Raw genomic sequence first — 13,389 nt, 5'->3', positions numbered from 1 at the left:
ACTTTGGGCGTTCTAGGGTGCTGTGCGGTGAAATGCCGACAGCGCCGTCAAGGTCGCACGAGGCCGAGATCGAATAAATACGACAAGCCGATAAAAAGCTCGCTTCACCCACGTGAGTGATTTACTGCCCCATTTGCCACTAAAGTCCGCACATGGGCTTTACTCTGGATTACGATCCGTTTACCGAGCGTTGAAAGTCCCGCCACTGCACGCCGTGACCCACGGCCGCGATCTGCCCCCGTCCTCCCTGGACGGGGACCACCTGTTCCGCGACCGCGCTGCCCCGGAGGAGACGGGAATGTCTGCCTGCGTCCCCACCCGCGCCGCCGACTCGACTCGGCCCAGGCGCACCCACCAACCCCACAGCCCCCCGCCGACCCCGCCCCGCCGATTCCGTATCGCGGGCGCCGATCTGTCAGCCTCGATCGCGGTCTTCCTGATCGCCCTGCCCCTGTCCCTCGGCATCGCGCTCGCCACCGGCGCGCCGCTCCAGTCCGGCCTCGTCGCCGCCGCCGTGGGCGGAATCGTCGCCGCCCGGCTCGGCGGCTCACCGCTCCAGGTGAGCGGGCCCGCCGCCGGGCTCACGGTCGTCACCGCCGAGCTCATCCACCGCTACGGGTGGCGTGCGACCTGCGCCATCACCGTCCTCGCCGGAGTCGCCCAGCTTGGTCTGGGATGCCTGCACGTGGCCCGCACGGCGCTCGCCGTCAGCCCCGCGATCGTGCACGGCATGCTCGCCGGCATCGGTGTGACCATCGCCGTCGCCCAACTGCACATCGTGCTGGGCGGCACCCCACAGAGCTCCGTGTTCAACAACCTGCGCGCGCTACCCGCCCAGTTGGTGCACGTTCACCCCGCGGCGGTCTCGATGAGTGTGCTGACACTGACGCTCCTCTTCGCCTGGCCACGGATTCCCGGACGGGTCGGACACGTCCTGCGTACCGTGCCGGCCGCGCTCGTCGCCGTCGCGGGGGCCACCCTGACCGCCTCACTCACCGGGCTGGTCCTGCCCAAGGTCGACCTGCCGTCCTGGAGCAGTCACGCCCTGGCCGGGCTGCCCGAGGGGCCGGTGCTCGGGATCGCCGCCGCCGTCCTCACCGTCACGCTGGTGTGCAGTGTGCAGTCGCTTCTCGGCGCCGTGGCCGTGGACAAGCTGGTGGCGAGGCGGCCCGCGCAGCAAACCCGGGTGGGCCGCTCCGACCTGAACCGGGAGTTGCTCGGTCAGGGCGCCGCCAATGTCATCTCCGGCGCGCTCGGCGGACTGCCCGTCGCCGGGGTCGCCGTGCGCAGTTCGGCGAATGTGCAAGCCGGTGCCGTGAGCCGGAACTCCACGATGCTGCACGGCGTTTTCGTAGTAGTTGCCGCGCTGCTGATGGTCCCGATCCTGGAGCTGATCCCCCTCGCATCGCTCGCCGCCCTGGTGATGGCCGTCGGCATCCAGATGGTGTCCCTGCACCACATCCGCACGGTCACCCGCCACCGCGAAGTGCTGGTGTACGTAGTCACCACGCTCGGCGTCGTGTGCCTCGGTGTTCTCGAGGGTGTGGTGTTGGGGGTCTCCGTGGCCGTCGCCGTCGCCCTGCACCGGCTCGCCCGCACGCGCATCACGCATGAAGAGAGAGAAGGAGTCCATTACGTACGAGTGCGAGGGCAGTTGACGTTCCTCGCGGTGCCTCGGCTCAGCCGCGCCCTGCACCTGGTACCTCAAGGGACGCATGTGGACCTGGAGTTGGACGGCTCGTTCATGGACCACGCGGCATACGAGTCCCTGCAGGACTGGCAGAACGCGCATGTCGCGCGAGGTGGCTCGGTCGAGTTGACCGGGCGATCCGGCACCCGGATCGCCGAGCCCGCGGGCCCCTCCCACTGCCGCTGCCGCCCCTGGACGCCATGGCGCAACCACCACTGCGAACCCTCCGCCGGTCCGCAGCCCGCATCCGGCGACGACCGGTCGGATGGGGCGGGCCCGGCAGACGGGTCGGAGGGGCCGGACGGTGCGGCCGGTGCATCCGGAACCACCGGGCGCGATGGCCGCAGCGGGCAGAGTGGGCATCAACTGGCGCGTGGAATCAGCGCGTTCCAGCGCAACACCGCGCCCCTGGTGCGGGGTGAGCTGGCACGGCTGGCGCGGGAAGGGCAGCGGCCGTCGCAGCTGTTCCTGACCTGTGCCGACTCGCGGCTCGTCACGTCGATGATCACCTCCAGTGGTCCGGGCGACCTGTTCGTCGTACGCAACGTGGGCAACCTCGTGCCGAAGCCCGGGGAGGAGAGCGGGGACGACTCGGTGGCCGCGGCGATCGAGTACGCGGTGGACGTGCTGCATGTGCGATCCATCACGGTCTGCGGGCACTCCGGATGCGGGGCCATGCAGGCCCTGTTGAACGCGGAGCCCGGCGGGGCGCAGACCCCGCTCAAGCGGTGGCTGCGGCACGGGGTGCCCAGTCTGGAGCGGATGGCCGCCAAGGACCGTCCCTGGGCCCGGCTCGCCGGGCGGGCGCCGGCCGACGCGGTGGAGCAGCTGTGTCTGACCAACGTGGTGCAGCAGTTGGAGCATCTGCGGGCGCACGAGTCCGTGGCACGGGCCCTGCGGGAGGGCGCGCTCGAACTGCACGGGATGTACTTCCACGTCGGAGAGGCGCAGGCGTATCTGCTCGTCGAACGCGACGACGGCGAGCTGTTCGATCACGTGGGGGCGACGGAGGATCTACGGCACCCCGCCTGACCTCGCCACCCGTGTGACCTCGGCGTGGTGCGCGGCCCCGCTCGGCGGGGGTGCGTGCCACGCCGTGCGTAGGGATGCGGTGGGTGCAGTGGGTGCATGGGCGCGGGGCACCCTTGCCGGGAGCGGGAAGCCGAGAGCCGGGTGCGGGGGCCTGGCGTGGGGGGCCGGGCGTGAGGGGTGGATGTAGGGGGCCGTACGTTAGGGGCCGCGACACGCCCGGGCGTCTCGTGTGTCACGGCATCCACGTGGGGGGCGGTCGCGGGAATGGTTACCGGGTGAACCCGCGAGCCCGTCCGTACGTGGCTCGGAGTGCGTACCCCATGCGTGCCTGGTGCGTACCTCTGAAGGGACCTCAGCTCCTCGATAGGTCTAAACCAATTTGAGGTCGGCCCTTGTCATCGAGGCCCCCGGTCTGATGAGCTGTGGCCTGGGACACAACGGACACCCTGGGAAAGGGAGATGTCGTGAGCAACGAAAGCCTGGCCAACCTGCTGAAGGAAGAGCGCAGGTTCGCGCCGCCCGCCGACCTGGCGGCGAACGCCAATGTCACCGCGGAGGCGTATGAGCAGGCCAAGGCTGACAGGCTCGGCTTCTGGGCCGAGCAGGCCCGCCGGCTGACCTGGGCCACCGAGCCGACCGAAACGCTGGACTGGTCGAACCCGCCGTTCGCGAAGTGGTTCGCCGACGGGAAGCTGAACGTCGCGTACAACTGCGTCGACCGGCATGTGGAGGCCGGGAACGGCGACCGGGTCGCCATCCACTTCGAGGGCGAGCCCGGTGACAGCCGGGCGATCACCTACGCCGAGCTCAAGGACGAGGTGAGCAAGGCCGCCAACGCACTGATCGAGCTGGGCGTCGGGAAGGGCGACCGGGTCGCCGTCTATCTGCCGATGATCCCCGAGGCCGTCGTCGCGATGCTGGCGTGCGCACGGATCGGTGCGGCGCATTCGGTCGTCTTCGGCGGATTCTCCGCGGACGCGATCGCCACGCGCATCCAGGACGCGGACGCCAAGCTGGTCATCACCTCCGACGGCGGTTACCGGCGCGGCAAGCCGTCCGCGCTCAAGCCGGCCGTCGACGACGCGGTGAGCCGGGTCGACGGGGTCGACAAGGTGCTGGTGGTCCGCCGTACCGGCCAGGAGGTCGACTGGACCGAGGGCCGCGACGTGTGGTGGCACGAGATCGTCGAGCGGCAGCCCGCCGAGCACACGCCGGAGGCTTTCGACGCCGAGCAGCCGCTGTTCATCCTCTACACCTCCGGGACCACGGGGAAGCCGAAGGGCATCCTGCACACCTCGGGCGGGTACCTCACCCAGGCCTCGTACACCCACCACGCCGTCTTCGACCTCAAGCCGGAGACCGACGTGTACTGGTGCACGGCCGACATCGGCTGGGTCACCGGGCACTCGTACATCACGTACGGGCCGCTTTCGAACGGTGCGACGCAGGTGATGTACGAGGGGACGCCGGACACGCCGCACCAGGGGCGGTTCTGGGAGATCGTGCAGAAGTACGGGGTGACGATTCTCTACACGGCGCCCACCGCGATCCGTACGTTCATGAAGTGGGGGGACGACATCCCCGCGAAGTTCGATCTCAGCAGCCTGCGGGTGCTGGGGTCCGTGGGCGAGCCGATCAACCCCGAGGCGTGGGTCTGGTACCGCAAGCACATCGGCGGTGACCGGACGCCCATCGTGGACACGTGGTGGCAGACCGAGACCGGCGCGATGATGATCTCGCCGCTGCCGGGAGTCACCGAGACCAAGCCGGGGTCGGCGCAGCGGCCGTTGCCGGGTATCTCGGCGACCGTGGTCGACGACGAGGCGCGGGAGGTTCCCAACGGGGGTGGCGGGTACCTGGTGCTCACCGAGCCGTGGCCGTCGATGCTGCGCACGATCTGGGGCGACGACCAGCGGTTCCTCGACACGTACTGGTCGCGGTTCGAGGGGAAGTACTTCGCCGGGGACGGGGCGAAGAAGGACGACGACGGGGACATCTGGCTCCTCGGGCGGGTCGACGACGTGATGCTCGTGTCCGGGCACAACATCTCGACGACCGAGGTCGAGTCGGCGCTCGTCTCGCATCCTTCGGTCGCCGAGGCGGCGGTGGTCGGTGCGGCGGACGAGACGACGGGGCAGGCGATTGTCGCGTTCGTGATTCTGCGGGGGACCGCTTCCGCGGAGGATGCCGGACTGGTGGCGGATCTGCGGAATCACGTGGGGGCGACGCTGGGGCCGATCGCCAAGCCGAAGCGGGTGTTGCCGGTGGCCGAGCTGCCCAAGACTCGGTCCGGGAAGATCATGCGGCGGTTGTTGCGTGACGTGGCGGAGAACCGGGAACTGGGGGATGTCACGACGTTGACGGACTCCACGGTGATGGATCTCATCCAGGCGAAGCTGCCGGCGGCGCCGAGCGAGGACTGAGGGTTTTCCTCACCCACGCGCCTCTTGGGGGTGTGGGGGCCCTACGCGCCCCCGCACCCCCACCTTGCACCCTGCGGGGCTCCGCCCCAAACCCTGCAGAGCTCCGCCCCTGCGCCCTGCCCGGAGTTCCGCCCTGCCCCCCCAACGCAGCGGTGCCGCCATCCCTGGGCCCCCGCGCCCGCACCCCACGCCGGGCTCTGCCCTTGCACCCACAACGCTGCCGTGCCCCTAGCGCTGGGCCCCCGTCGGCGCCTCATCGTGGGAGGTCTCGGCACGGCCGTGAGCCAACGCGTCCAGCCTCGTCGGTGCCGAGGCGCGCCCCCGCGCGTCTGCGCGACCGCTCACCCCTCTTGCGCACCATATGTCCGTAACACGAAATATCTCGCCGTAATGGCAAGGTAAAGTAGTGGCCTCAGGGTGTGCCGGGAAGTCTGGTCGGCGGCGTCGTCAGCGATCCCGCGTGACGGCCGTCAGCAAACAGCCGTAACGACCCGGAGGTCCCGCCGTGGCGACGACGCCCAGCGCCAACAACCGCAAGCTCCTCGGACGGCTGTCCCTGCCCGAGCGGAACTTCGTCGCGGAGGCGTTGCGGACCGAGACCGTCGGTGGGGTGCTGTTGCTCGTCGCGGCGGTTGCCGCGCTGGTGTGGGCCAACACGCCGCTGCGGGACAGCTACGCGAGCGTCAGCCATTTCCACCTCGGGCCCTCCGCGCTCGGGCTGAACCTGTCCGTTCAGCACTGGGCGGCGGACGGACTGCTGGCCGTGTTCTTCTTCGTCGCCGGTATCGAACTCAAGCGCGAGCTGGTGGCGGGGGATCTGCGCGATCCGAAGGCCGCGATACTGCCCGTCGTCGCGGCCGTGTGCGGAATGGCCGTGCCCGCGCTGGTCTACGCCCTCACCAATGCGATCGGGGGCGGATCCCTCGGCGGGTGGGCAGTCCCCACCGCCACCGACATCGCCTTCGCCCTCGCCGTACTGGCCGTGATCGGCACCTCCCTGCCGTCCGCCCTGCGCGCTTTCCTGCTCACCCTCGCCGTCGTCGACGACCTGTTCGCGATTCTCATCATCGCGATCTTCTTCACCGACCACATCGACTTCGGCGCGCTGGGCGGGGCCGTCGTCGGGCTCGGCGTGTTCTGGGTACTGCTGCGCAAGGGCGTACGCGGGTGGTACGTGTATGTGCCGCTCGCTCTCGTCATCTGGGGGCTGATGTACAACAGCGGCGTCCACGCCACCATCTCCGGCGTCGCGATGGGGCTCATGCTGCGCTGCCACCCGCACGAGGGCGAGGAGCACTCACCCGGGGAGCACATCGAGCATCTTGTCCGGCCCCTTTCCGCCGGGCTCGCCGTGCCGCTGTTCGCGCTCTTCAGCGCCGGGGTCGTCGTCTCCGGCGGGGCGATCGGTGACGTGTTCACGCGCCCCGAGACACTCGGTGTCGTGCTGGGGCTCGTCGTCGGGAAGGCCGTGGGCATTTTCGGGGGGACCTGGCTGGCCGCCCGGTTCACCCGGGCCTCGCTCAGTGAGGATCTTGTCTGGCCCGACGTCTTCGCCGTCGCGTCCCTCGCCGGAATCGGCTTCACCGTCTCCCTCCTCATCGGCGAACTCGCCTTCAAGGACGACCCGGTACTCACCGACGAAGTGAAGGCCGCGGTACTGATCGGCTCGCTCATAGCCGCCGTACTCGCCACGACGCTGCTGAAGGTACGCAACGCCAAGTACCGTGCGCTGTACGAGGCCGAGGAGCTCGACGAGGACAGCGACGGCATCCCCGACATCTACGAGCAGAACAACCCGGCGTACCACCTGCGGATGGCCGAGATCTACGAACGGAAGGCCGCCGAGCACCGAAGGCTTGCCGAAGTGGCAGCCGGGGCAAGCGAGGAGAACGACGGTCCGGCATGATCTGAGCAGAGCCGGATGGTCAGGACTCGACGGTGAGGGCCGGATGGTCGGGGCCGGATGGTCGGGGCCGGGCGGTCCGCAGTAGACGGTACGGGCACTGGAGCAGCCAGGCCGTGCCGGCACCGTTGGCAGCCGGACCGTACAGAGCAGCCCGTACACAGCAGGCACATACAGAAGAGGGAGTCCGCGATGAGCGCACCCGACGGCAGCCCGGTCGGCGCCGAACGCAGCATCGGCCAGTTGTTCGCCTCGGCGACGACCGAGATGTCCGCACTGGTGCACGACGAGATCGCGCTGGCGAAGGCGCAGCTCAAGCAGGACGTCAAGCGCGGCGCGGTCAGCGGCGGCGCGTTCTCCGCGGCCGGAGCGGTGCTGATCTTCTCCCTCCCGATGCTGAACTTCGCCCTGGCGTACGGCATCCGGACCTGGAGCCACTGGAATCTCGCGATCTGCTTCGTCCTGTCGTTCGCCGCGAACGTGCTGGTCGCCGGCTTCCTCGCGCTGATCGGCCTGGTCTTCGCGAAGAAGGCGAAAAAGGGCAAGGGCCCGCAGAAGGTCGCCGCCTCGGTCAAGGAGACCGCGGGTGTGCTCCAGAACGCCAAACCCCACCCCCGGACCGCCCCTGTGAGTGATGCGGTCGAGGTTGTGGCACGCTCGACGTCATGACGGACCCCGCCACCCCTTCGGCGCAACCCACCTCAGTCGTGCGGCTCGACGTCCCCGGCGGGAGAGAAGTGACCCACCGGGACGTCGCCGCCAACGGCGCGCGCTTCCACATCGCCGAGATGGGCGACGGGCCGCTCGTCCTGCTGCTGCACGGCTTCCCACAGTTCTGGTGGACCTGGCGCCGGCAGATGGTGGCGCTCGCGGACGCGGGCTTCCGGGCCGTGGCCATGGATCTGCGCGGCGTCGGCGGCAGCGACCGCACGCCGCGCGGTTACGACCCCGCCAACCTCGCGCTCGACATCACCGGGGTCGTACGGTCCCTCGGTGAGCCCGACGCCGCGCTGGTCGGACACGACCTGGGTGGCTATCTGGCGTGGACGGCGGCCGTGATGCGCCCCAAGCTCGTCCGCCGCCTCGCCGTGTCGTCCATGCCGCACCCTCGGCGCTGGCGCTCGGCCATGCTCTCCGACGTCAAGCAGTCGGCGGCGGGTTCGTACATCTGGGGTTTCCAGCGGCCCTGGATCCCGGAGCGCCAACTCGTCGCCGACGAAGGCGCTCTGGTGGGTCGTCTGGTGCGGGACTGGTCGGGGCCGCGACAGCCGGACGACGAGGCCGTGGAGACGTACCGCCGCGCCATGTGCATCCCGTCGACGGCGCATTGTGCGATCGAGCCCTATCGGTGGATGGTCCGTTCGATGGCACGACCGGACGGGATCCAGTTCAACCGCCGTATGAAGCGGCCGGTTCGGGTGCCGACGCTGCATCTGCACGGATCGCTCGATCCGGTGATGCGGACGCGGAGTGCGGCCGGTTCCGGGGAGTACGTCGAAGCGCCCTACCGTTGGCGACTGTTCGACGGTCTCGGACACTTCCCCCACGAAGAGGACCCGGTGGCGTTTTCGACCGAATTGGTCAACTGGCTGAAGGATCCCGAGCCTGACCGGTGACCCGTCGGTGACTGTCCGATTGCGGCCCGTGGCCCGCCCGGTATGCGGACGCGAACGCCTGTCCTACGAACAGCCAAATGCCTCGCGCATAGGCCAATTGGGGGGCTTGGGCGAGGTTATCGACCTTGGGGCAGGGGCAGACGTCGAGGTATGGGCTGGACGCACGACTACAGTGACGCACCACGCAACCGCCGCTCGGCGACGGGCCTGAGCTCCCATCAGAGGGGCACCCCGCAGTTGCCGGGCGCGGACCCCCAAGTGGGGATCCCGCGCATTTTGCGCCGCCGGGCCCGCTGGGTTTCGGTACGGCTGCGTCACCCACGAGGCTGAGGCCCCGCACACCGGCGCTCGTCACCCTTCGCTCTCAAAGCGGCCCGTCACCCTTCGCTCTCAGAGCGCGCAGCTGTCGCTGTTCACCTGCTGATCGGCCGCACGCCCCTTGGTGGCGTCCGGCTGGACCTCGTCCGCGGTGAGCGCGTACCCGGTGTTGGCGTCGTCGAGGGACTTCGCGAAGACCACCCCGTACACCTTGCCGTCGGGCGTGAGCAGCGGGCCGCCCGAGTTGCCCTGGCGCACGGTCGCGTAGAGCGAGTAGACGTCGCGGCGCACGGTTCCGCGGTGGTAGATGTCCGGGCCGTTGGCCGTGATGCGGCCGCGCACGCGCGCGGGCTGGACGTTGTACGCGCCGTTCTGCGGGAAGCCGGCCACGATCGCGTTGTTTCCGCTGGTCGCGTCCTTGGCGGTGAACTGGAGGGCGGGCGCGTCCAGGTTCGGTACGTCGAGTACGGCGATGTCGCGCTCCCAGTCGTACAGGACGACCTTGGCGTCGTACTTCCTGCCCTCGCCGCCGATCTGGACGGTGGGCTCGTCGACCCCGCCGACCACGTGCGCGTTGGTCATCACGCGGCGGTTGCCGAAGACGAAGCCGCTGCCCTCGAGGACCTTGCCGCAGCTCTGCGCGGTGCCCATCACCTTGACGATGGACTTCTGGGCGCGGATGGCGACGGGGCTGTTCGCGAGCGCCGGGTCGGGGGGCTGGACGTCGGTGATGGGTTCGTTGGCGAACGGGCTGAAGACCTGCGGGAAGCCGTTCTGCGCGAGGACCGAGGAGAAGTCGGCGAACCAGGTGTCGGCCTGGGAGGGCAGGGCGCTGGAGACGCCGTGGAGCACCTTGGAGCCGCGGACCTCCTTGCCGAGCGTCGGCAACGTCGTGCCCGCGAGGGCCGAACCGATCAGCCAGGCGACCAGGAGCATCGCGACGACGTTGACGAGGGCGCCGCCGGTCGCGTCCAGGGCGCGGGCCGGGGACCAGGTGATGTACCGGCGCAGTTTGTTGCCAAGGTGGGTGGTGAGGGCCTGGCCGACGGAGGCGCAGACGATCACGACGATCACCGCGACCACGGCGGCGGTCGTACTCACCTTGGAGTCGTCTGTCAGGGCACCCCAGATGACGGGGAGCAGATAGACGGCGACGAGGCCGCCGCCCAGGAAGCCGATCACCGACAGGATGCCGACGACGAAGCCCTGGCGGTAGCCCACGATCGCGAACCACACGGCGGCGACCAGCAACAGGATGTCCAGCACGTTCACGGGGGCCACCCTGTCATGCGCGCCAGTCGAGCGGGACCTGGTTCTCGCGGTCCCAGGGCAGCTCCCAGCCCGCGTAGTGCAGCAGACGGTCGATGATCCCCGCGGTGAAGCCCCAGACCAGGGCCGATTCGACCAGGAATGCCGGACCTCGGTGGCCGCTGGGGTGCACGGTCGTCGCGCGGTGGGCGGGGTTCGTGAGATCCGCCACGGGGACCGTGAAGACCCGGGCCGTCTCGGCCGGATCGACCACGCCGACCGGGGTCGGCTCGCGCCACCAGCCCAGGACCGGGGTGACCACGAAGCCGCTCACCGGGATGTAGAGCTTCGGCAGCACGCCGAAGAGCTGGACGCCGCTCGGGTCGAGTCCGGTCTCCTCCTCGGCCTCCCGCAGCGCGGCCCGCAGCGGCCCGTCGGCCTTCGGGTCACCGTCCTGCGGGTCGAGGGCGCCGCCGGGGAAGGAGGGCTGCCCCGCGTGCGAGCGCAGCGAGCTGGCGCGCTCCATCAGCAGCAGCTCGGGACCGCGGGCGCCCTCGCCGAAGAGGATGAGCACGGCGGACTGCCGCCCCGCGCCGTTCGCCGGCGGCAGGAAGCGGCTCAGCTGGAGCGGTTCCACGGTCTCCACGGCGTGCACCACCGGGTCGAGCCAGGCGGGCAGACCGTCCTTGGTCACCACGACCCGGCCGTTCTGCGAGTCGGGGCCTTCGTGTGTGCGGTGGTGTGCGCCGGGGCCGTCGTACGTGCGGTGTGAGCCCTTCTCGTTCCGTGTGCTGTGCGTACCCGTCTCGTTCTGCGTGCCGTGCGTGCCGGGTTCGATCTGTGTGCCGTGCTTGCCCGTCTCGTTCTGCGTGCGGTGTGTGTCCGGCTCGTCGTGCCTGCTGTGCGTGTTGCTCGCGTGCGTCATCGCCACCCCCGTTCTGCTCTCCCCAACGCCGGGCGGCGCCGTGTTCGTTCCGTCATCCGGCGCCCAGTGGGGGTGCCGGGATGCCGCCCGCGTCCAGGTAGGACTGCGGCGGGTTGAGGCGCTGGCCTGGGAAGCCGCCCTTCTCGTACTTCAGGAGCTTGCGCGCCTTCTCCGGGTCCGTCTCGCCCTCCCCGTACGCGGGGCAGAGCGGGGCGATGGGGCAAGCGCCGCACGCGGGCTTACGGGCGTGGCAGATGCGGCGGCCGTGGAAGATCACGTGGTGCGAGAGCATCGTCCACTCGCTCTTCGGGAAGAGCGCGCCGACGGCGGCCTCGACCTTGTCCGGGTCGGTCTCGTCGGTCCACTGCCAGCGGCGCACGAGCCGGCCGAAGTGGGTGTCCACGGTGATACCGGGGCGCCCAAAGGCGTTGCCCAGGACGACGAAGGCGGTCTTGCGGCCCACGCCGGGGAGCTTGACGAGGTCTTCGAGGCGGCCGGGGACCTCGCCCCCGAAGTCCTCCGCCAAGGCCTTGGAGAGCCCTATCACCGACTTGGTCTTGGCCCGGAAGAAACCGGTCGGACGGAGGATCTCCTCGACCTCCTCCGGATTCGCCGCGGCGAGGTCCTCGGGCGTGGGGTACTTGGCGAAGAGCCCCGGGGTCGTCTGGTTCACCCGCAGGTCGGTCGTCTGGGCCGACAGGACCGTGGCGATCACCAGCTGGAAGGGGTTCTCGAAGTCCAGCTCCGGGTGGGCGTACGGGTACACCTCGGCGAGCTCACGGTTGATGCGGCGGGCGCGGCGCACGAGAGCGGCGTGGGACTCGACGATCGCCTTCTTGGGAGCGGGTTGGGCGGGGGCGACCTTCTTGGCCACGGTCTTGGCAGGCGCCACTTTCTTGGAAGCGGCCGTCTTGGCAGGTGCCGCCTTCTTGGCGACCGTCTTGGCAGGCGCCGCCTTCTTGGAAGCAGCCGCCTTCTTGATCGTGGCCGTCGCCTTCTTGGCCACGCCTGTCGCCTTCCCGCTCGCGGCTGTCGCCTTTTGGGCAGCCTTCTTCGCGGCCTTCTTCGCGACCGGCTTCACCGGTGTCGATTTTGCCGCTTTTGTCGTTTTCATACCTTCGGCGGAACTCTGTTCGCCCACAGCGGAATCGCGACGTACAACCACCCGCCCAGCCCCCTTGGCCTGTGCTCTCACCGGCGATTTGGACACCCGGCCAGCCTAAAGCCCCCCACCGACATCCGCCCCGGACCCAGAAGATCAGCCCCCAATTGGCCCCCTGCCGCACTGCCCGGCACGCCAGTGCGGCAGACTTGTGACTGATCACACTGTTTGGACCGTCCAGCAAGATGGGGAGCACGCTCCCCTGGTATCACGGGGGAGCAAGATCCCCTGAGCAGGTCGACAAGGAGAGAACTCGTGGACGACGTTCTGCGGCGCGCCCCGCTCTTCGCGGCGCTCGATGATGAGCAGGCCGCGGAGCTCCGCGCCTCCATGAGTGAGGTGACCCTCGCACGCGGCGACGCTCTCTTCCACGAGGGCGACCCCGGGGACCGCCTTTACGTGGTCACCGAGGGCAAGGTGAAGCTCCACCGCACCTCACCCGACGGCCGCGAGAACATGCTGGCCGTCCTGGGCCCCGGTGAGCTCATCGGCGAGCTGTCGCTGTTCGACCCGGGCCCGCGCACGGCGACCGCCACCGCGCTGACCGAGGTCAAGCTGCTCGGCCTCGGGCACGGCGACCTCCAGCCCTGGCTGAACGCGCGGCCCGAGGTGGCCGCCGCGCTGCTGCGCGCCGTCGCCCGGCGGCTGCGCAAGACCAACGACCAGATGTCCGACCTGGTCTTCTCGGACGTGCCCGGCCGCGTGGCCCGCGCGCTCCTGGACCTCTCCCGTCGCTTCGGCGTGCAGTCGGAGGAGGGCATCCACGTCGTGCACGACCTCACGCAGGAGGAGCTGGCCCAGCTGGTCGGCGCGTCCCGCGAGACGGTCAACAAGGCCCTGGCCGACTTCGCGGGCCGCGGCTGGCTCCGACTGGAGGCCCGCGCGGTCATCCTGCTGGACGTGGAGCGCCTCGCGAAGCGCTCGCGCTGACCGCACCGCGCGCCGGCTTTCGACGCACCTGAAGGGCCTCGCCGCACAGCGGGGCCCTTCTCGTATCCCCGGCATCCCCGGTTCTCGTAGGGCCGATTCTCGTAGGGCCGGTTCTCGTCACCCACCGCCCGGACGCCCCCGG

10 protein-coding genes are annotated in these 13,389 nt (G+C 69.8%); 7 read left to right on the top strand and 3 right to left on the bottom strand.

The annotated features are described in order from the left end of the window. Nucleotides 1–298 precede the first annotated feature (298 nt). From FNV62_RS28415 to FNV62_RS55865, 6 genes are all read left to right on the top strand, one after another. Complete coding sequence (locus FNV62_RS28415; RefSeq protein ID WP_144315688.1) at nucleotides 299–2,722, top strand: bifunctional SulP family inorganic anion transporter/carbonic anhydrase; 2,424 nt, start codon at nucleotides 299–301, stop codon at nucleotides 2,720–2,722. Between the two features lie 422 nt (nucleotides 2,723–3,144). Then, entirely contained in the window at nucleotides 3,145–5,145 is a 2,001-nt protein-coding gene (acs, locus tag FNV62_RS28410; protein WP_181360910.1) for an acetate--CoA ligase, read from the top strand. 505 nt (nucleotides 5,146–5,650) lie between these two features. Continuing rightward, nucleotides 5,651–7,051, top strand: coding sequence for a Na+/H+ antiporter NhaA (nhaA, locus tag FNV62_RS28405; protein ID WP_143602462.1), 1,401 nt, complete (start codon nucleotides 5,651–5,653; stop codon nucleotides 7,049–7,051). 189 nt (nucleotides 7,052–7,240) lie between these two features. Next, nucleotides 7,241–7,717, top strand: a complete 477-nt coding sequence (locus FNV62_RS28400; protein WP_054237407.1) for a phage holin family protein — start codon at nucleotides 7,241–7,243, stop codon at nucleotides 7,715–7,717. Continuing rightward, nucleotides 7,714–8,664 carry an alpha/beta fold hydrolase gene (locus FNV62_RS28395; RefSeq protein WP_054237406.1) on the top strand — a complete coding sequence of 317 codons (951 nt, stop codon included), beginning with the start codon at nucleotides 7,714–7,716 and terminating at the stop codon, nucleotides 8,662–8,664. The genes FNV62_RS28400 and FNV62_RS28395 overlap by 4 nt, the downstream gene beginning before the upstream one ends. A gap of 150 nt (nucleotides 8,665–8,814) precedes the next feature. After that, entirely contained in the window at nucleotides 8,815–8,994 is a 180-nt protein-coding gene (locus FNV62_RS55865) for a hypothetical protein (protein WP_075033566.1), read from the top strand. Nucleotides 8,995–9,054: 60 nt separating this feature from the next. Here FNV62_RS55865 and FNV62_RS28385 read toward each other — a convergent pair whose 3' ends face one another. The 3 genes from FNV62_RS28385 to nth all read right to left on the bottom strand — a co-directional run bounded on the left by FNV62_RS28385 (nucleotide 9,055) and on the right by nth (nucleotide 12,269). After that, the gene (locus FNV62_RS28385; protein WP_097289113.1) at nucleotides 9,055–10,254 is read right to left on the bottom strand and encodes a MarP family serine protease; all 1,200 of its coding nucleotides are present in this window, start codon (nucleotides 10,252–10,254) and stop codon (nucleotides 9,055–9,057) included. Between the two features lie 13 nt (nucleotides 10,255–10,267). Next, nucleotides 10,268–10,927 carry an NUDIX hydrolase gene (locus tag FNV62_RS28380; protein ID WP_054237516.1) on the bottom strand — a complete coding sequence of 220 codons (660 nt, stop codon included), beginning with the start codon at nucleotides 10,925–10,927 and terminating at the stop codon, nucleotides 10,268–10,270. A 280-nt stretch (nucleotides 10,928–11,207) separates the two neighbouring features. Continuing rightward, a complete protein-coding gene (nth, locus tag FNV62_RS28375) occupies nucleotides 11,208–12,269 on the bottom strand; it encodes an endonuclease III (RefSeq protein ID WP_097285641.1) in 1,062 nt (353 codons plus the stop codon). A 303-nt stretch (nucleotides 12,270–12,572) separates the two neighbouring features. Here nth and FNV62_RS28370 point away from each other — a divergent pair, with 303 nt between their 5' ends. Further along, entirely contained in the window at nucleotides 12,573–13,247 is a 675-nt protein-coding gene (locus FNV62_RS28370) for a Crp/Fnr family transcriptional regulator (RefSeq protein WP_006382668.1), read from the top strand. Nucleotides 13,248–13,389 lie beyond the last annotated feature (142 nt).

This window comes from Streptomyces sp. RLB3-17, assembly GCF_007113425.2.
GTDB classification, from domain to species: domain Bacteria; phylum Actinomycetota; class Actinomycetes; order Streptomycetales; family Streptomycetaceae; genus Streptomyces; species Streptomyces mirabilis_D.
Note: the sequence above shows the minus strand (reverse complement) of the source record. Positions and strands in the feature narration are given on the sequence as shown.

Excerpts from the sequence above, each read along its gene's own strand:
- FNV62_RS55865 (WP_075033566.1), top strand. The coding sequence starts at position 8,815 with ATGGGCTGGACGCACGACTACAGTGACGCACCACGCAACCGCCGCTCG.
- FNV62_RS28415 (WP_144315688.1), top strand. The coding sequence starts at position 299 with ATGTCTGCCTGCGTCCCCACCCGCGCCGCCGACTCGACTCGGCCCAGG.
- FNV62_RS28395 (WP_054237406.1), top strand. The coding sequence starts at position 7,714 with ATGACGGACCCCGCCACCCCTTCGGCGCAACCCACCTCAGTCGTGCGG.
- FNV62_RS28400 (WP_054237407.1), top strand. The coding sequence starts at position 7,241 with ATGAGCGCACCCGACGGCAGCCCGGTCGGCGCCGAACGCAGCATCGGC.
- nth (WP_097285641.1), bottom strand. The coding sequence starts at position 12,269 with ATGAAAACGACAAAAGCGGCAAAATCGACACCGGTGAAGCCGGTCGCG.